Annotated in this window: 16 protein-coding genes; 11 read left to right on the forward strand and 5 right to left on the reverse strand. The window is 71.5% G+C overall.

Features of this window, described 5'->3' with window-relative positions; translation table 11 throughout:
* Positions 1 to 220 precede the first annotated feature (220 nt).
* Positions 221 to 1,327, forward strand: coding sequence for a DUF1611 domain-containing protein (locus EXE41_RS08155; RefSeq protein WP_049930769.1), 1,107 nt, complete (start codon positions 221 to 223; stop codon positions 1,325 to 1,327).
* Positions 1,324 to 2,370 carry a dipeptide epimerase gene (locus EXE41_RS08160; protein ID WP_137690721.1) on the forward strand — a complete coding sequence of 349 codons (1,047 nt, stop codon included), beginning with the start codon at positions 1,324 to 1,326 and terminating at the stop codon, positions 2,368 to 2,370. Before EXE41_RS08155 ends, EXE41_RS08160 begins: the two co-directional genes overlap by 4 nt.
* 67 nt (positions 2,371 to 2,437) lie before the next feature.
* On the opposite strand, the gene EXE41_RS08165 is transcribed toward EXE41_RS08160, so the two are convergent.
* Positions 2,438 to 3,325, reverse strand: a complete 888-nt coding sequence (locus tag EXE41_RS08165; RefSeq protein WP_086216435.1) for a PspA/IM30 family protein — start codon at positions 3,323 to 3,325, stop codon at positions 2,438 to 2,440.
* Between the two features lie 175 nt (positions 3,326 to 3,500).
* Between EXE41_RS08165 and EXE41_RS08170 the strand changes: the two genes are divergently transcribed.
* Both EXE41_RS08170 and EXE41_RS08175 read left to right on the forward strand, forming a co-directional pair.
* Complete coding sequence (locus EXE41_RS08170; protein WP_137690722.1) at positions 3,501 to 4,472, forward strand: sugar phosphate isomerase/epimerase; 972 nt, start codon at positions 3,501 to 3,503, stop codon at positions 4,470 to 4,472.
* A 16-nt stretch (positions 4,473 to 4,488) separates the two neighbouring features.
* Positions 4,489 to 5,622 (forward strand): Gfo/Idh/MocA family protein, encoded by a 1,134-nt coding sequence (locus tag EXE41_RS08175; RefSeq protein ID WP_089308615.1) that lies wholly within the window; start codon positions 4,489 to 4,491, stop codon positions 5,620 to 5,622.
* A gap of 45 nt (positions 5,623 to 5,667) precedes the next feature.
* Here the strand turns inward: EXE41_RS08175 and EXE41_RS08180 are convergent, their stop codons facing one another.
* Positions 5,668 to 6,135, reverse strand: a complete 468-nt coding sequence (locus EXE41_RS08180; RefSeq protein WP_137690723.1) for a type IV pilin — start codon at positions 6,133 to 6,135, stop codon at positions 5,668 to 5,670.
* A gap of 202 nt (positions 6,136 to 6,337) precedes the next feature.
* On the opposite strand from EXE41_RS08180, the gene EXE41_RS08185 reads away from it, so the two are divergent.
* Together EXE41_RS08185 and EXE41_RS08190 are read left to right on the forward strand one after the other, a co-directional pair.
* Positions 6,338 to 6,949: a YIP1 family protein gene (locus EXE41_RS08185; RefSeq protein ID WP_049930781.1), complete on the forward strand. Its 612-nt coding sequence runs from the start codon at positions 6,338 to 6,340 to the stop codon at positions 6,947 to 6,949.
* Positions 6,950 to 7,057: 108 nt separating this feature from the next.
* On the forward strand, positions 7,058 to 9,247 hold the full coding sequence (locus EXE41_RS08190; RefSeq protein ID WP_137690724.1) for a DHH family phosphoesterase: 2,190 nt from the start codon (positions 7,058 to 7,060) through the stop codon (positions 9,245 to 9,247).
* A 36-nt stretch (positions 9,248 to 9,283) separates the two neighbouring features.
* Here the strand turns inward: EXE41_RS08190 and fer are convergent, their stop codons facing one another.
* Positions 9,284 to 9,937 (reverse strand): ferredoxin Fer, encoded by a 654-nt coding sequence (gene fer, locus EXE41_RS08195; protein ID WP_049930784.1) that lies wholly within the window; start codon positions 9,935 to 9,937, stop codon positions 9,284 to 9,286.
* 153 nt (positions 9,938 to 10,090) lie between these two features.
* Between fer and fen the strand changes: the two genes are divergently transcribed.
* From fen to gcvPB, 4 genes are all read left to right on the forward strand, one after another.
* Positions 10,091 to 11,068 carry a flap endonuclease-1 gene (gene fen, locus EXE41_RS08200; RefSeq protein ID WP_137690725.1) on the forward strand — a complete coding sequence of 326 codons (978 nt, stop codon included), beginning with the start codon at positions 10,091 to 10,093 and terminating at the stop codon, positions 11,066 to 11,068.
* A gap of 197 nt (positions 11,069 to 11,265) precedes the next feature.
* Complete coding sequence (gene gcvH / locus EXE41_RS08205) at positions 11,266 to 11,649, forward strand: glycine cleavage system protein GcvH (RefSeq protein WP_089308611.1); 384 nt, start codon at positions 11,266 to 11,268, stop codon at positions 11,647 to 11,649.
* A 137-nt stretch (positions 11,650 to 11,786) separates the two neighbouring features.
* Entirely contained in the window at positions 11,787 to 13,115 is a 1,329-nt protein-coding gene (gcvPA, locus tag EXE41_RS08210) for an aminomethyl-transferring glycine dehydrogenase subunit GcvPA (RefSeq protein WP_137690726.1), read from the forward strand.
* Positions 13,115 to 14,545 carry an aminomethyl-transferring glycine dehydrogenase subunit GcvPB gene (gene gcvPB / locus EXE41_RS08215; protein WP_137690727.1) on the forward strand — a complete coding sequence of 477 codons (1,431 nt, stop codon included), beginning with the start codon at positions 13,115 to 13,117 and terminating at the stop codon, positions 14,543 to 14,545. The genes gcvPA and gcvPB overlap by 1 nt, the downstream gene beginning before the upstream one ends.
* 69 nt (positions 14,546 to 14,614) lie before the next feature.
* On the opposite strand, the gene EXE41_RS08220 is transcribed toward gcvPB, so the two are convergent.
* Positions 14,615 to 15,361 carry a helix-turn-helix domain-containing protein gene (locus EXE41_RS08220; protein ID WP_094592499.1) on the reverse strand — a complete coding sequence of 249 codons (747 nt, stop codon included), beginning with the start codon at positions 15,359 to 15,361 and terminating at the stop codon, positions 14,615 to 14,617.
* 267 nt (positions 15,362 to 15,628) lie between these two features.
* Here EXE41_RS08220 and EXE41_RS08225 point away from each other — a divergent pair, with 267 nt between their 5' ends.
* On the forward strand, positions 15,629 to 16,867 hold the full coding sequence (locus EXE41_RS08225) for a threonine synthase (RefSeq protein ID WP_137690728.1): 1,239 nt from the start codon (positions 15,629 to 15,631) through the stop codon (positions 16,865 to 16,867).
* A gap of 36 nt (positions 16,868 to 16,903) precedes the next feature.
* Here EXE41_RS08225 and EXE41_RS08230 read toward each other — a convergent pair whose 3' ends face one another.
* Positions 16,904 to 17,380 (reverse strand): cupin domain-containing protein, encoded by a 477-nt coding sequence (locus EXE41_RS08230; protein WP_137690729.1) that lies wholly within the window; start codon positions 17,378 to 17,380, stop codon positions 16,904 to 16,906.
* Positions 17,381 to 17,507 lie beyond the last annotated feature (127 nt).

Consider the following 17,507-nt stretch of genomic DNA (forward strand, 5'->3'; position numbering starts at 1 on the left):
CACACCTCCCCGGCCTCGTCGACCGGCCGGAGCAACGCGGAGGGCGGTCGACTCCAGCGAGGGACCGAAGGTCCCTCTGGCAGCCGGCGCTACGCGCCGGCGACCTCGCGCGTGCGACTCGCGCCCTTCGGGCGCTCGTCGGCACGCGCCACCGCGGTTCGTTCGTATCGCTTGGCCGGCCCTCGACTCTTTTAAGAACGCGGGGGGCGAGCGAGCCACCATGGACCACGAGCGGATCGCCGTCCTCGCCCACGAGAAGTTCCCCGACCGCGCGAAGACCGCGCTCGGCGTGCTGCGCTACGGCGACCAAGACGTCCGGGCCGTCCTCGACCGCGACCGCGCCGGCGACCGCGTGAGCGATCACGTCGCGGACGTGGGGGACGCGCCGATCGTCGCGTCGTTCGAGGAGGCGCACGCGGCGGCCGACGGCGACCTCGACGCCTTGTACATCGGAATCGCGCCGATCGGCGGCGGCTTCGACGAGTCGTGGCGGTCGGACGTCGAGGCCGCGATCGAGGCGGGCTGTGACGTGGTGAGCGGTCTCCACTACTTCCTGAACGAGGACGAGGAGCTGGCCGCGCTCGCGGACGACCACGGTGTCGACCTCGTCGACGTGCGCGAGCCGGACGACGACCTCACGGTCGCGACGGGCGCGTCCGGCGACGTGGACGCCGACGTGCTGCTCACTGTCGGGACCGACTGCTCGGTCGGGAAGATGACCGCCTCGCTGGAGATCGTCGCGGCCGCCCGCGAGCGCGGCATCGACGCCGCGTTCGTCCCGACCGGCCAGACCGGGATCATGATCGCCGGCTGGGGGAACCCGATCGACCGCGTCGTCTCCGACTTCGCCGCCGGCGCGGTCGAGGACATGCTCGCCGAGGTCGGCGACGACCACGACCTCCTCGTCGTCGAGGGGCAGGGGAGCATCGTCCACCCCGCCTACTCGGCGGTCACCTGCGGCATCCTCCACGGGTCGATGGCCGACGGGCTCGTCCTCTGTCACGCCGCGGGCCGCGAGGTCGTCCACGGTTACGAGGAGTTCGCCCTCCCGCCGCTCGCCGACTACGTCGACCTCTACCAGGACTTGGCGGCGCCCGTCCACGAGGCGAGCGTCGTCGCGGGGGCGGTGAACACGAAGACCATCGACGAGGACGAGGCGGCCGCCGAGGCGGTCGCCGCGTTCGCCGACGAGACCGGGGTTCCCGCGATCGACCCGGTACGCCACGGCGCGGACGCCGTCGTCGACGCCGCCCTCGACGCCGGACTGGGCGCGGTCGACGCCGCGGACGCCGACTCGGAGGTCGACGGGGAGGAAGCGGCCGAATGAGCCTCGACACCGAGTTCGAGCGGGTGTCGCTGCCGCTCGAGAACGCGTTCACCATCTCGCGGGGGACGCAGACGGCGGCCGAGAACGTGGTCGTCCGCGTGACGGACGACGCGGGGATGACCGGGGTCGGCGGCGCGGCGCCGTCGACCCACTACGGCGAGACGGCCGACACGGTCGCGGCGGTCATGCCGGACCTCCTCGACGCCGTCGAGCGCGTCGGCGACCCCCACGCAGTCCGCGAGATCGAGACCGAGCTGCGGGCGGTCGTGAACGGGAACCCCGCCGCCCGCTGTGCCGTCTCGATCGCCGTCCACGACCTCGCCGCGAAGCGGCTCGGCGTCCCCCTCCACCGCCTGTGGGGGCTCGACCCGAGCGACGCGCCGAAGACGTCGTTCACCGTCGGACTCGACGAGACCGACCGCGTCCGCGAGAAGGCCGCCGACGCCGTCGCGGCGGGCCACGACGTGTTGAAGCTCAAGCTCGGGACCGACCGCGACCGCGAGCTGGTCGACGCCGTCCGCGAGGCGGCGCCCGACGCGCGGCTCCGGGTCGACGCGAACGAGGCGTGGACGCCGAAGGAGGCGGTCGCGAAGAGCGCGTGGCTCGCCGACCGCGACGTGGAGTTCGTCGAGCAGCCCGTCTCGGCCGACGACCCCGAGGGGCTCCGGTACGTCTACGAGCGGTCGGAACTCCCGATCGCCGCCGACGAGTCCTGCGTGACCGCGGCGGACGTGCCCGCGATCGCCGACCGCTGCGACATCGCGAACCTGAAGCTGATGAAGGCCGGGAGCCTGTCCGAGGCCCGGCGGGTGATCGCCGCCGCGCGAGCGCACGGGCTGGAGGTGATGTGCGGCTGTATGATCGAGTCGAACGCCTCCATCGCGGCCGCCGCGCAGCTCGCGCCCCTCCTCGATTACGCCGATATCGACGGGTCGCTGCTGCTCGACGACGACCCGTACGAGGGTATCGACCTCCCGGACGGTGAGATCCGGCTCGCCGATCAGGACCGCGCGGGGACCGGCGCGCGCCCGGCGTCGGAGTGAACCGAGTCTGAGGCGGGGACGAGAGGGACGGGGACCGCGGGGACCGAGCGCAGATCTGCTGGGGACCTCAGTTCCGCTTCTCGTCGGCTTGAGACTCCGACTCCTCTAGCTCAACGTCGAGCTCCTCGTCGAGGTCGGCGTTCGCATCACCGTCAAGATCGCTCTCTAAGTCGTCGGCGTCGATCTCCGACTCGATGTCCTCCAGTTCGGCGTCGACATCCTCGTCGCTGACGGCGGCCTCGCCGTTCGACGACTCGCCCTTGCCGAGCTCGCCCTTCAGCGTCTCCAGCTCGGCGTCGACCTCGCTGTTCGTCGAGAGGCTCTCCAGCTCGCGGTCGATGCTGTCCTTGTCGGAGAGCGCGTCTTCGAACGCGCCGGAGTCCTCCAGCTCGTCCATCGCCTCCGAGCGCGCCTCCATCTCCTCGGTGCGCTCCTCGGCGCGCTCGATGGAGCGGCTCACGTCCTCCATCTCGTCGCCGACGCCCGTCATCGCCTCGGAGACGCGGGTGGACGCCTCGGCCGCCTCGTAGCGGGCCTTCATCGTCTCCTTCTTGGTGCGGAACTCCTCGATGCGGTTCTGGAGCTTGTTCTTCTTCTCGACGAGCTGCTCTTGGGTGTTGTTCAGGTCGGCGATCTGCCCTTCGAGCTCCTCGATCTGGGTCATCTTCGACTTCTTCTTCTCGAGGGCCTTGCGCGCGAGGTCGTCGCGGTCCTGCTGGACCGCCTCGCGAGCCTGTCGGTTGTGCTTCTCGACGTTCTCCTCGAGCTTGCGCTTCTGGATCTCCAGGCGCTTCTTCTGGGTCGTCAGGTCGGCGATCCCCTGTTTGACATCTTGGAGTTCGTCGCGCATCTGTTCGTACGAGTAGTCGAGCGATTCTGTCGGGTCCTCCGCCCGGTTGAGGAGGGCGTTCACCTTCGAGCGGACGACGTAGGAGGCGCGCGAGAGGATTCCCATACCACATCGTACGCGTTCCACCCGTTAAAACCTCATGCGGTTCGCGGCGCCAGCGCGGGCAACGCGCCGGAGACACCGCCGTCGTCGTCGCCGACGCGCGTCGGCCGCGGCGGCCGAGCGCCCCCGCAGCGGCGCTTCCTGAACACTTATTCGTGACGTTCGTGTAGCCTCGGCCATGGACATCGGCGTGTTGACGGTTCCACTGGGCGGCGAACCGCTCGACGACGCGGCCGCGTACCTCGACGGCATCGCCGTCGACGCCGTCGAACTCGGTGTCGGCGGCTGGCCCGGCGAGGACCACGTCGACCGCGAAGCGCTCCTCGACGACCCGGCCGGGAGAGAGGAGCTGCTCTCGCTGCTCGACGACCGCGGGCTGCGGATCTCGGCGCTGGCGACGCACAACAACCCGCTTCACCCCAGCGAGGAGCGGGCCGCGGCGGCCGACCGCGAGCTGCGCGAGGCGATCGAGTTAGCCGACCTGCTCGGCGTCGACACGGTCACCTGCTTCTCCGGGCTCCCGGCGGGCGCGCCCGGCGACTCGACGCCAAACTGGGTCACGGCGCCGTGGCCGACCGAACACGCCGACGCGCTCGACTACCAGTGGGACGAGGTCGCGATCCCGTACTGGCGCGACCTGGCGGCCCACGCCGACCACCACGGGGTCGACGTGGCTATCGAGATGCACCCGAACATGCTGGTCTACGAGCCGACCGGACTGGTCGCGCTGCGGGAGGCGACGAACGACCGGATCGGTGCCAACTTCGATCCCTCGCACCTCTACTGGCAGGGGATCGACGTGACGGAGGCGATCCGGTTCCTCGGCGAGCGCGACGCGATCCACCACGTCCACGCGAAGGACACGAAGGTGTACGAGGCCGAGAGCCGCGTGAAGGGCGTGCTCGACACGACGAGCTACGCCGACACCGCAGACCGCTCGTGGCTGTTCCGTTCGATCGGCTACGGCCACGGCGAGGAACACTGGAAGGACGTGGTCTCGACGCTCCGGCTGGTCGACTACGAGGGCGCGCTCTCCATCGAACACGAGGACGCGCTCACCTCCTCGCGCGAGGGATTAGAGAAGGCGGTCGACGTGTTGGACCGGGCGGTGTTCGAGACGGAACCGGGCGACGCGTACTGGGCGGAGTGAGGCGGGGGAGGATCCGATGACACGAGAACCACTGAAGATCGGCGTACTGGGGTATCGCTTCATGGGCAGGGCGCACGCGAACGCCATGGCGCGGCTCCCGATGTTCTTTCCGGACGCGCCCGAAATCGAGCGGCACACGCTCGTCGGGCGCGACGAGGCGGCGCTCGCGGACGCGGCCGACCGGTTCGGCTTCCCGCACACCGCGACCGACTGGGAGGCTGCGATAGACGAGGTGGACGTCTTCTACAACCTCGGACCGAACCACGTCCACGCCGAGCCGTCGATCGCGGCTCTTGAGGCCGGGGTGCCCGTGCTCTGTGAGAAGCCGCTCGCGCCGACGCTGGAGGAGGCGGCAGCGATGCGCGACGCGGCGGCCGCGACCGACGTGACCAGCGGCACCGCGTTCAACTATCGGTTCGTCCCCGCGATCCGCCACGCGAAGCGGCTGATCGAGGACGGCGCGCTGGGCGAGATCCGGCAGGTCCGCGGGCGCTACCTCCAGGACTGGCTCGTCGACCCCGAGGCGCCGTGGGCGTGGCGGATGGACGCCGACATGGCGGGATCGGGCGCACTCGGCGACCTCGGCGCGCACACGCTCGACCTCGCGCGGTTTCTCGTCGGCGACCGCGTCGGCGAGTTCGAGCGCGTCGCTGGACAGTTGACGACGTTCGTCGACGAGCGCCCCGTCCACGACGAGGACGGCGGGGTCGCCGAGTACCGCGACGTGACCGTCGACGACGCGTACAGCGCGCAGGTCGAGTACGAGTCGGGCGCGACCGGAACCTTCGAGGCGAGCCGGGTCGCCGAGGGGCACAAGAACGACCACACAATCGCGGTCCACGGGACAAAGGGGAGCCTGAAGTTCTCCTTAGAGCGGCTCAACGAGTTGGAGGTGCTGCGCGAGGGGAACCGCGGCTACGAGACGGTGTTGGTCACCGAGGAGTCGGACCCGTACGTCGACCGTTGGTGGCCCCCCGGCCACGTGATCGGGTGGGAGCACACGTTCGTCCATGAGAACTACGAGTTCCTCTCGGCGGTCGCCGAGGGCGAGTCGTTCGAGCCGTCGTTCGCGGACGGCTACGAGGTCCAGCGCGTGCTCGCGGCGATCGAGCGGGCCGACGAGCGCGGCGAGCGTGTTCCGGTCGAGTGAGAGCTCCGCCTCCGCGTTGAGCGCGACCTCGACACCGAACCGACCTCAGACTCCGACGCCGCCGCCCGGCGTGCTGCCGCCGTTCTCCTCGCTCCACTCCTCTATCGCGGAGTCCTCGCCGTTGTACCTTCCGAGCGTCTCCCGGGTGTCGAACGCGACCGGCTCCCAGACGACCTCGAAGTTCTCGTTACCGGTCGCGTTCGGGACTGGGACCCGATCGCCCGGCCGGACGACGCCGTCGCCGGGCCACGCGCCGAACTGGACGTTCCCGTCCGGGTCCTCGCCGCGGACGTACAGCTCCTCGGCCGGGACCGGCTCGGGCCCGAGCGAGACGACGACGAGCTCGCCGCCCTCCTGTCGCCCCTCAAACTCGGCGTCGGGCGGGGCGACGCCGTCGATGAGGCCGAACACCGCCGCGCCGACGATGGCGAGCAGCAGCACGACGACCCCGACGAGCAGTCCGGTCCCCGCCAGCGGGGTGAACCCTCGCTCGTCGTCTCGGAACGCCACCATTCGGCTGTCACTCCGACACCGCCGATATAAGGGTTTGCGCACCGCGTATCAGCCCTGATAAGAATGAGGCGGTGTGGGGCCCGGCTCGGGACGGACGCGTGGCTGAACCAGCCACCGACGCGGGGTCGAACTGCCCACTGACTCGGGATCGAACCGGAAACGGGTTATTCCGCGCGGCCGAACTCCGACCGTGACGACTCGGATGAGCGACTCGGCGGGCGGACGCCCCCGCGGTCCGCGAGGGATCGCGCGCACCTGGGTCGAGGTCCTCGTTCGCCCGCGGCGGGCGTTCGCGAACGGGATTACGCCCGGGGACCAGGCTCCGGCGCTGACGTTCGCAGTCGCGGTCGCCGCCGCGTTCACGCTCGGCCTGATCGCGACCGACTCCGGAGCGGTGCCCGTCGTCGTCCCCTCCTCGCGGCTCCTCTCGGACCTCGTCGTCTTCCTCGTCGCGGTCGCGCTGGCGGCGCCGGTCGGCCTCCACCTGACCGCCGCGGTCGCGACCGTCTCCGTCGTGGTCGCGAGCGTCGAGGTCGCCGACGGGAGCTTCTCGCTGCGCGACCGCGGCGGCGTGAGCGAGACGGTCCAGGTCGTCGCGTACGCGAGTTCGCCGATGGCGCTGGCCGGCCCGGCGATACCCGAACTCAGAGTCCTCTGCGGCGCGTACGCGGCGGTGCTGCTGTTCGTCGGGTTCCGCGCGGTTCACGGGCTGGGCGCGGTCCGGACGGTTGCGGCCGCGATCCCGCCCGCCGCGCTCGGGTACGGCGTCGGCTACCGCGTCGTGGCGGCGGGACGGACGCTGCTCGGCGCCTGACGCGTCGGGCCGTCGCGGCGTGACGACCGCGAACCCGCCGCGCTCCGATCGAGTCGCCGAGCCGGCTTTCGACAACCGTTTTAGGCCCGAGACTCTCGGTGTACTCAAATGGGATCCTGTATCATCTGTGGCACCGACGTCGGGGGCGGTCGCGTCTGCGACTCGCACCAAGAAGACGTCGCGTTCGACTTCCGTGGCGACTCTCCCGACGATCTGGTTCCGAGCCGCTTCTACCGGGGCGTCGTCGACGGATATGCCGAGTTCGGCGTGTTCGTCGACCTCGCGCCGGGCGTCACCGGACTGCTCCACCGCTCCGAGCTCGACCGTCGCCTCGACAGCCTCGACTGGGAGCCGGGTGACGACGTGTTCGTCCAAGTGAAAGGCGTCCGCGACAACGGGAACGTCGACCTCGGCTGGTCGATTCGACAGGCCGACCGCGAGTTCCGCGGCGTCCTCGTACAAGAGCCCTCCGGCGAGCACCTCCCCGACGAGGCGTCGGGCGACGACGTCGAAGAGTCCGAAGCTGACGACGACGCTGGCGCCGCGGAGTCCGCAGACGAGGACGAGACGGAAGCCGGCACGGAACCCGAGGCGCCGAGCGAGGAGGCCGAAGAGGCCGATGCGGAGCCGAGCGAGTCCCAATCGACGGACGCTCCTGAAGCGGATGCGGCCGCGGACGAGGGCGTCGGATCGGACGACGCGGACGCGTCGGAGGAGCCCGCGTCCGAGACGACCGCAGAAGACGAGGCGTCCGCGGAGACAGACATGGACGAGTCTGACGTGGACGAACCGGAGCCCGAGCGCGTGTCGATCACGTCGCTCGGCGACGCGATCGGAGACTCGGTCCGGATCGAGGGCGAGGTCGTCGGCGTCCGCCAGACCGGCGGCCCGACGGTGTTCGAGGTCAGCGACGCGACGGGCGCCGTCGACGTGGCCGCGTTCGTCGAGCCCGGCGTCCGGGCGCACCCGGACGTGGAGGTCGGCGACGCGGTGCGGGTCGACGGGGAGGTCGAGAGCCACCGCGGCGACGTTCAGGTCGAGTCCGAGGCGCTCGTCCTCCTCGACGGCGAGGACGCCGAAACGGTCCGCCGCCGCCTCGCCGAGGCCCTCACCGACGAGGCGCGCCCCGAGGGGCTCCAGCCGCTGGCCGGCGACGAGACCGTCGCCGAGCTCGCTGACGACCTGCTCGACGCCGCTGAGGCGGTCCGCCGCGCGGTCCTCGAATCGCGCCCGATCGTCGTGCGCCACCCGGCGACCGCCGACGGCTACGTCGCGGGCGCCGCGGTCGAGCGCGCCGTCCTCCCGCTAATCCGCGACGAGCACGCGAAGAGCGACGCGGAGTACCACTACTTCACCCGCCGCCCGCTCGACGAGCCGGTGTACGGGATGGACGCGGCCACCAACGACGCGACGCGGATGCTCCAAGACCGCGACCGCCACGACGAGAAGCTCCCGCTCTTCCTCCTCGTCGGCGCCGGATCGACGACCGAGTCCGCCGACGGCATCGACCTGCTGTCGGTGTACGGGGTCGACGCGGTCGTCGTCGACGCCGCGGTCGCCGACCCCGAGACGCGGGACGCGGTCGACACGCTCGTCTCGCCGGAGCTGGCCGACGCCGACGGCGACGAGACGCTCTCGACGGGCGCGCTCGTCGCCTCGCTCGCGTCGGCGATCAACGACGGGGTCCGCGCCGACCTGCGACACCTGCCGGCCGTGAGCTACTGGGCGGACGGCCCCGACCGGTACGTCGACCTCGCGCGCGACGCGGGCTACGACGCCGAGCGCGTCGCCGAGCTCCGCGAGGCGGTCGCGCTGGAGGCGTACTACCAGTCGTACCAGGACAAGCGCGAGCTGATCGCCGACCTCCTGTTCTCGGACGGCGGCGACCTCGCGGCGCACGTCTCCGAGCAGTTCCGGGAGAAGCTGGAGGCCGAGGTCGAGACCGCGGGCGCGAACGTCGTGACCGAGGCGGTCGACGGCGTCGAGTTCGCCCTGCTCGACACCGACGGCTACACCCACCGGTACGACTTCCCGCCGACGCCCCTCCTCCTCGACGACCTCCACCGGCGCCGCGCCGACGGCGAGCCGTTCGCGACGGTCGGCGTCGGCACCGACGAGCTGTACGTGCGCACGACCGCGGACGTCTCCGTCCGCGACGTTGCCGACCGCGCGGCCGAGCTCGCGCCGGGCGCGGACATCGCCACCGCCGGCGTCCGCGAGGGGAAGATAGAGTTCCTCTCCGGCGAGCGCGACGCGGTCGAGGACGCCGTCGTCGCCGCCGTCTCCGAGTCGTTCTGAGGCGTCACGCGGTCAGCTTTTTCGGACGCGGCGGAGTCAGCGACGCGTGAACGGCCCGGGCGGGAGGATGAGGTCGTCGAGCTCGGGACGCTGTTTCACGTTGAACACGACCGACAGCTCGTCGGTCAGCGGGTAGCCGTTACAGGAGAGCCGGAACCCCCGCTCGGCGAGGTCGTCGGGCATGATGTGGTCGGTCGGCTGCGAGAGCTCGCCCTCGGCGAGGTACACCGCGCAGTTCGCGCAGGCGCCGCCGCGACAGGAGAACGGCCACGCGAAGCCGCTGCGCTCGGCCGCCTCAAGCAGACTCTCGTCCGCGTGGACGAGCAGGCGACCGTGGGCGTCGGGGCCGAGGTCGGCGTGGGCGGCCTTCCGGAACAGCTCGTCGTCCTCGAGCGACCAGCCGTAGTCGACGACCGCCTCGTAGTCGAGGAACTCGACGCGGGTCGACCGCGGCTCGCGCGCGTCGTCGCCCTCGGTGAGGTCGACGTCAGCCGGGTCGGTCCCGTCGCCCGCGTCGCCGTTCCCGTCGCGTTCGGACAGCTCGCGGTAGGCTCGGCGGACGAGCTGGAACTCCTCGATCGAGCCGCCCTGGTCCGGGTGCGCACGCTTCACGCGCTCGCGGTAGGCCCGTTCGACCGCCTCGTCGTCGGCGTCCTCGTCGACCTCCAACACCTCGAACGGGGAAACCATTCAGACGCCTCGCTGTACGCGCGTGACGCACATAAACTGCCCAGAAGTCGGCAGGCGGATCCCGGCGGGAGCCGAAGCGACTGCGGGCCGCGAACCGCCGCCGGTCCCCCCGACCCGTCAGCGTTTAACAGCGACGCGCCCCACTGACGGGTAATGGGAAACGCCGACTTGCGCGACCTCGCGTCGATCCGCGACGCGCCCTTCGCGGAGATCGAGGGGGGCGTCGTCGCCGTCGACGCGCACAACTGGCTGTACCGGTACCTCACGACGACGGTGAAGTGGACGAGCGACGAGAAGTACACCACCGCCGACGGCGTCGAGGTCGCGAACCTGATCGGGGTCGTTCAGGGGCTTCCGAAGTTCTTCGAGCACGACCTGATCCCGGTGATGGTGTTCGACGGCGCGGTCACCGACCTGAAGGCCGACGAGGTAGCGGAGCGCCGCGAGAAGCGCGAGGCGGCCGAGGAACGCCGGGCAGCCGCCGAGGAGCGCGGGGACGCCGTCGAGGCCGCGCGCTTGGAGGCGCGCACGCAGCGGCTCACGGACACGATACAGGAGACGACCCGCGAGCTGCTGGGACTGCTCGACGTGCCCGTCGTCGAGGCGCCCGCGGAGGGGGAAGCGCAGTGCGCGCACATGGCCGCGACGGGGACGGTGGACCACGCCGGCAGCGAGGACTACGACACGCTGCTGTTCGGCGCGCCGACGACGCTCCGTCAGCTGACGAGCAAGGGCGACCCGGAGCTGATGGACCTGTCGGCGACCCTGGAGGACCTCAGCCTCGACCGGCAGGGGCTCGTCGACGTCGCGATGCTCTGTGGCACCGACTTCAACGAGGGGGTCCGCGGGATCGGGCCGAAGACGGCGGTGAAGGCGATCGCGGAACACGGCGATCTGTGGGGGGTCCTCGACGCCCAGGACGCCGAGATCCCGAACGCCGAGGCGATCCGGGAGCTGTTCATGGACCCGCCGGCCGAGGACGTCGCGGTCGACGCCGACGTGAACCCGGACGTCGAGGCCGCCCGCGAGTACGTCGTCGACGAGTGGGGCGTCGCCGCGGGCGAGGTCGAGCGGGGGTTCGAGCGCATCGCCGAGTCGCAGGTCCAGACCGGGCTCGATCGGTGGACCTGACGGGGCGCCGAGGCGGGTGACGGAGGAGCTCGGACGCCGGGGTCGAGGTGGTTCAGACGCCGGGACCGATCCGGCGCTCCGGGCCGCCGTTCCCCGGCTCGACCGCCGCGAACACACCTTTTATTTCCTCGTCGTCAGAAGGATGATTCACACGTGTCGCGGACCGGAACCCGATCGGACCGCGGCGACCCCGACAAATGAGCTTCGACGTTCCCGACGACAGACGGTACTTGGAATCGCACGAGTGGGCGACGACCGGCGGCGACACCGTTCGGATCGGCGTCTCCGACTTCGCGCAGGACGAGCTCGGCGACGTAGTGTTCGTCGAGCTCCCCGAGGTCGGCGACGAGGTCTCCGCCGGCGAGTCGTTCGGCGTCGTCGAGTCGATCAAGGCGGTGTCGGACCTGTACGCGCCCGTCTCGGGCGAGGTCGTCGCGGTCAACGAAGCCCTGTTCGACCGCCCCGAACTCGTCAACGAGGACCCGTACGGCGAGGGGTGGATGCTCGAGGTCGACCCGGCCGAGGGCGGCGACGCCGATGGGACTCTCGACGCCGACGAGTACGACCAGCAGATCGCTTGACTGCGCCGACCCGGATCCGACGACGGACATTCGACACCGCACCCGATCATGACAACGCAACGTTTCGACCGACGAGCCGCGAACCGAGGAGCGAACGACGGCCGGGCGACGGCCCGGGGACGCGGGGGAGCGACCAGATGAGCCGGGCCAACGGCACCCCGTACGCACCGCACACGGACGAGGAGACCGCGGCGATGCTGGCGGCGATCGGCGTCGAGGACGAGGAGGCCCTGTTCGACATCCCCGACCCGGTCGCCTTCGACGGTGACTTCGGCATCGAGCCGCGGACGGAACGCGAGATCCGCGACGAGTGCGCGCGGATCTTCGCGCGCAACGACGACCTCACGGAGTTCCTCGGCCGGGGGCACTACGGTCACTACGTGCCGAGCGTCGTCGACCACCTCGCCGACCGCGCGGAGTTCCTCACGAGCTACACCCAGTACCAGCCGGAGGTGTCGCAGGGGTTCCTCCAGGCGCTCTTCGAGTACCAGTCGATGCTCGTCGAGCTGACCGGGCTCGACGTCGCGAACTGCTCGATGTACGACGCCGCGACCGCGCTCGGCGAGGCCGCGACGCTGGCGGACCGCGTCCGCTCGACATCGGGCGACGTGGTCCTCGTGCCCGAGCAGCTCCGCGAGGGGAAGCGGGCGGTACTGGAGAACTACTGCGACGGCGCCGACATGACCGTCGAGACGTACCCGATGGCGGACGGCACGGCCGACGTCGACGCGCTCGCGGACCGCACGGGCGACGACGTCGTAATGCTGTACGCCGAGAGCCCGACGGTGCGGGGCTGCCTCGAAGAGCGGCTCGCGGCGATCGGCGACCTCGCCGACGAGACCGACGCGCTGTTCGCGCTCGGCTCCGACGTCGTCGCGCTGTCGGTGCTCGAATCGCCCGCGTCGGTCGGCGCCGACGTGGTCGTCGGCGAGGCCGGTTCGCTCGGCCTGCCGACCAGCTACGGGATGGGGCTCGGCATCTTCGCCTGCCGCGACGACTTCCTTCGGCAGGTCCCCGGTCGGCTCGTCGGGGCGAGCGAGGACGCGAACGGCGACCGCGCGTACACGCTGACGCTCCAGACGCGCGAGCAGCACATCCGCAAGGAGCGCGCCACGTCGAACATCTGTACGAACCAGGCGTGGGTCGCGCTCCGGGCGGCGATCCACGCGGCGACGCTGGGGCCCGACGGCCTCGTCGACCTCGCGAACGACTGCGTCCGCGACGCCGAGGCGCTGGCGGCCCGGATCGAAGGCCTGTCGGGCGCGACCGCCCCCGTCCACGACCGTCACCACTTCCGCGAGTTCGTGGTCCACGTCGACCAGCCGGCCCCGGCGGTCGCCGAGGACCTGGAGGCCGAGGGGTTCGCGGTCCACGCGATCGACGACCACCTGCTTCAGGTGTGCGTCACTGACCTGAACGCGGAACGGACGGACGGGCTCGTCGCGGCCTTCGAGGAGGTGCTCTGATGATCCACGACCAAGCGAACTACGAGCGAGACGGCGAGGACGTCCGGGAGCCGCTGCTCTCGGAGAAGGGGCAAGCGACCGCCGACGTGCGCGAGGGCTCTCCGCTGCCGGACGACCTGACCCGCGAGGAGCTGACGCTGCCGAACCCCTCGGAGCCGGAGACGGCGCGCCACTACACCCGGCTCTCGCAGATGAACTGGGCCATCGACGCGGGGCCGTACCCGCTGGGGAGCTGTACGATGAAGTACAACCCCAAGTTCACCGAGGACGTGGCGGCCGACCCGAACGCCGCCGTCCACCCCGACCGCTCCGCGCGCTCCGCGCAGGGGAACCTCGAACTCCAGTACCGGCTCCAGGAGGCGCTCGCCGACATCGGGGGGATGGACGCCGTCACGCTCCAGCCGCCCGCGGGCGCGGCGGGCGAACTGACTGGGATCCTCGTCACGAAGGCGTATCACGAGCACCACGGCAACGACCGCTCGGAGGTCGTGATCCCGGCGTCGGCCCACGGGACGAACTTCGCGACAGCGGCGACCGCCGGCTACGACGTGGTCGAACTGCCCTCCGGCGAGGACGGGCGCGTCGACCTTGAGGCCTTGGAGGCGGCCGTCGGCGACGACACCGCCGCGCTGATGCTCACGAACCCGAACACGGTGGGCCTCTTCGAGCGCGACATCACCGAGATCGCGGAGATCGTCCACGACGCCGGCGGCTTGCTCTACTACGACGGCGCGAACCTCAACGCGCTGCTCGGCCGCGGCCGGCCCGGCGACATGGGGTTCGACGTGATGCACTACAACGTCCACAAGACGTTCGCGACGCCGCACGGCGGCGGCGGTCCCGGCGCCGGCCCGGTCGGCGTCGTCGACGAACTGGCGCCGTTCCTCCCGACGCCGCGGGTCCGCGAGGCCGAGACGGGGTCGGGGTACGAGCGCTTCGAGCCGGACCGCACGATCGGCCGGGTCCACGGCTTCGCCGGCAACTGGCTCGTGCTGATCAAGGCGTACGCGTACGTCGCCCGCCTGGGCGACGAGGGGCTCGCCGACGCGGCGGCGAAGGCCGTCCTCAACGCGAACTACCTCGCCGAGCGGATCGACCTCGACGTTCCCTTCGGCCCGTTCCACCACGAGTTCGCGGCGACCGCGGGCGACCGCGACGCGGCCGACGTGGCGAAGCGAATGCTCGATTTCGGCGTCCACCCGCCGACGACGAAGTGGCCGGAGATGGTCCCCGAGGCGATGCTAACCGAGCCGACGGAGATCGAGGGGCAGTCCTCGCTCGACGACCTCGCCGAGGCGTTCAACCTCGCGTACGCGGACACCGACGAGGCGCTCGACGCGGCGCCGAACCGGACCGCCGCCGCGCGGATCGACCAGGTCGGCGCCGCGCGGGACCCGCGGCTCTCGTGGCAGGCGCTCGACGGGGAATAGCACGCTCGCACACACGCGAACCGACCGGCCGACCCGCGGCCCGGTCGCGCCGAGCCCGTCGACGCAGAACTAGTCGGCGTCGAGCTTGTCGGCGTCGGGCTCGTCGGCCTCAAGCGAGGCCGCCCCGGGGGGCGCGCGCTTCGCCGTTGGCCAGCCCTCGGCGTCCGACGGCGAGTCGAACGGCCCCTCGCCGTCGACGAACCGGCGCATCACCCGTCCCTCGGCGCGGTGGAGCGTCTCGCTGCACGTCGACTTCGCGATCCCGTTCGCCTCGGCCAGCTCCGTGAGCGTACACCGCCGCGGGGTGTCGTAGTAGCCCCTCTCGACCGCCGCGAAGACGAGGTCGCGCTGCGCTTCGGTGAGCGTCCGATCCGGCTCGTCGCCCCCGGTCGCGGCGACGCCGACCGTCACCCCGTCGTCCGCGAGCCGACGCCCGAACGCTTCGATCCGGTCCCGATCGCCGACGACCGTCACCGTGGCGCGGCCGTCGGCGACCTCGACCGTCGACTCGATGGGGAGGCCGACCGCCCGCGCCGCGGGGAGGTAGACGGGGGCGCGGCCGACCACGCGGAGCGTGCGAACGTCGCCGCGGCGCTCGACCGCCGTCACGCGCGCGACGCGCTCGTGGCCCCGGACCATGTCCTCCACGCGGTCCCTGTCGGTGCCGGCGACGCGAACGGTCGCCGCGGTCTCCGGAGCGTCGCCGTCGACGGCGATCGTCTCCGCGATCCGGAGCGTCGCCGCGGGGACGCCCCGCGACGCGTCGGCGAGCCACGACCCGGCCGGGAGGTCCAACCGGAGCACCGTCCGACTCATCGCTTCCACCTCGCTCCACCCCACGGACCCGCCGTCCGGGCGGTCGCTGGTACACGCATCTCCCGTGGGAGTACCGTCCCGACTCCCCTCCGCCTACCGCTTCATACGTTTCGGACCTAAGTACCCCGGGCAGGGACGGGCGGACCGCGGGCCGCCTCGCTCGCCGAAACGTGACCGTCTCGGTCGCCGAAGCGAGGCCGCTTCGGTGGTCGGGCCGACACCGCCGCGACCGCAGCACCGAAGGCCCCGGCGCCCGAGCGCGCTGGCATGGAGACCACGGACGCGTTCGTCGGCCTGACATGCGTCGACTGCGGGGAGACGTTCGACGCGGAGGCGGCGACCCACCGGTGTCCCGACTGCGACGGCATCCTCGACCCGACGTACGACTACGACCGCGTCGGGCTCACGCCGGAGACGCTCGACGCCCGCCCCGACGGGTCGATGTGGCGGTACGACGAGCTCCTCCCGTTCCCCGCCGAGACCGCGGTGTCGCTCGGCGAGGGGGCCACCCCGCTCGTGGAGTGTCCCGGGCTGGCGGACGCGATGGGCGTGGGGCGGGTCTTGTTGAAAGACGAGGGCGCGAACCCGACGGGGACGTTCAAAGACCGGGGGCAGGCGGCCGCGATGACGGCGGCGCGCGAGCACGGCGCAAGCGAGGTCGCCCTGAACAGCGCGGGCAACGCGGGGCAGGCGGCAGCGGCGTACGCGGCCCGCGCAGACCTCGACGCGCACGTGTTCCTCCCCTCGCGGGCGGGGTTCACCCAGAAGGCGATGACCGAGGTCCACGGCGCGGACCTGACCGTTACCGACCCGGTGGACGGCAGCTCTCAGATCGGCGACGCCGGAGCAGCGTACGCCGAGGCGATGGCTGACAACCCGGAGTGGTACTCGACGAAGACGTTCGTCACGCCGTACCGCCACGAGGGAAAGAAGACGATGGCACTGGAGCTGCTGGCACAGCTCGACTGGGAAACCCCCGAAGCGGTCGTCTACCCGACCGGCGGCGGCGTCGGGCTGGTCGGGATGCACAAGGCCGCCCGGGAGGCGAGAGAGCTGGGGTGGACCGACGAACTGGTCCCGATGTACGCCGCGCAGGCCGCGGGCTGCGCCCCGGTCGTCCGCGCCTACGAGTCCGGGGCGGACCGCCACGAGCCGCTCGCGGACGACGAGGTCGACACTGCGTGCAACGGGATCGCGATCCCGGATCCGGGCGCGAGTCACCTGATCTTGGAGGCGGTCCGCAAGTCCGACGGCGGTGCGGTGGCAACGACCGACCGGGAGATCCTCGACGCCGCGGTCGACGTGGCTCGCACGGAGGGGCTCGAGGTGGGCGCGACCTGCGCGGCCGCCGTCTCGGGGGCGTTCGCGCTCGCGGAATCTGGCGAGTTCGGTCCCGACGACACCGTCGTCCTGCTGAACACCGGCGCTGGCAACAAGGACGTGGACGCGCTGCGCGCGCACCTCGGAGAGCGAGAGGCGGCGGCCGCCGAGCGCGACGGAGTCTGAACTCTCGGGCACCTGAGTTCCCAGTCGCCGGAGCGGCTACATCTCCCAGTAGTCGACCGCGTCGTCGATCTCGTGGTAGCCGGACAAGGAGCGCTCGTCGCGGCCGCCGGGCGGCGACCCGACGAAGACGCCGAACGTCTCCGAATCGGGGTACACCGTCACGTCCGGCTCGGTCATCGTCGACAGCGCGAGGTAGCGCACGGGGTCGTCGCCCTCGTTGACGACGCGGTGCGCGCCCGACTCGTCGGCGGCGAAGGCGACGTAGTCGCCGGCCGCGATCTTTTCCGTCTCTCCCCCGTGGCGGAGCGTGGCCTCGCCCGCGAGGACGTAGAGCGCCTCCTCGTTGGCGGTGTGGTAGTGGTACGGCCACGACGTCGCCCCGGCGGGGAGCTCGTAGAGGCTACAGCCGATCGCCTCGCAGTCGGCCGCTTCGGCCAGTTGCTTCCGGCGGAATCGGGTCCCGCCGCGGTCCGTCTCGCTCCAGTCGAGGTCGCCTTCGTTGACGCGTCCCATGACCCCGGCACTCCGCGGGAGCTGAAAACGGTTCGGGAGACCGCATTCCCGCTCGTCGACGACGGCAGCCCGAGGCCGAGATCGGCTACTGACCCGGGCCCGGGGTCGCCCGGCGAACCGGAACCAC

This window comes from Halorubrum sp. SD690R, assembly GCF_005435035.1.
Lineage (GTDB): Archaea > Halobacteriota > Halobacteria > Halobacteriales > Haloferacaceae > Halorubrum > Halorubrum ezzemoulense.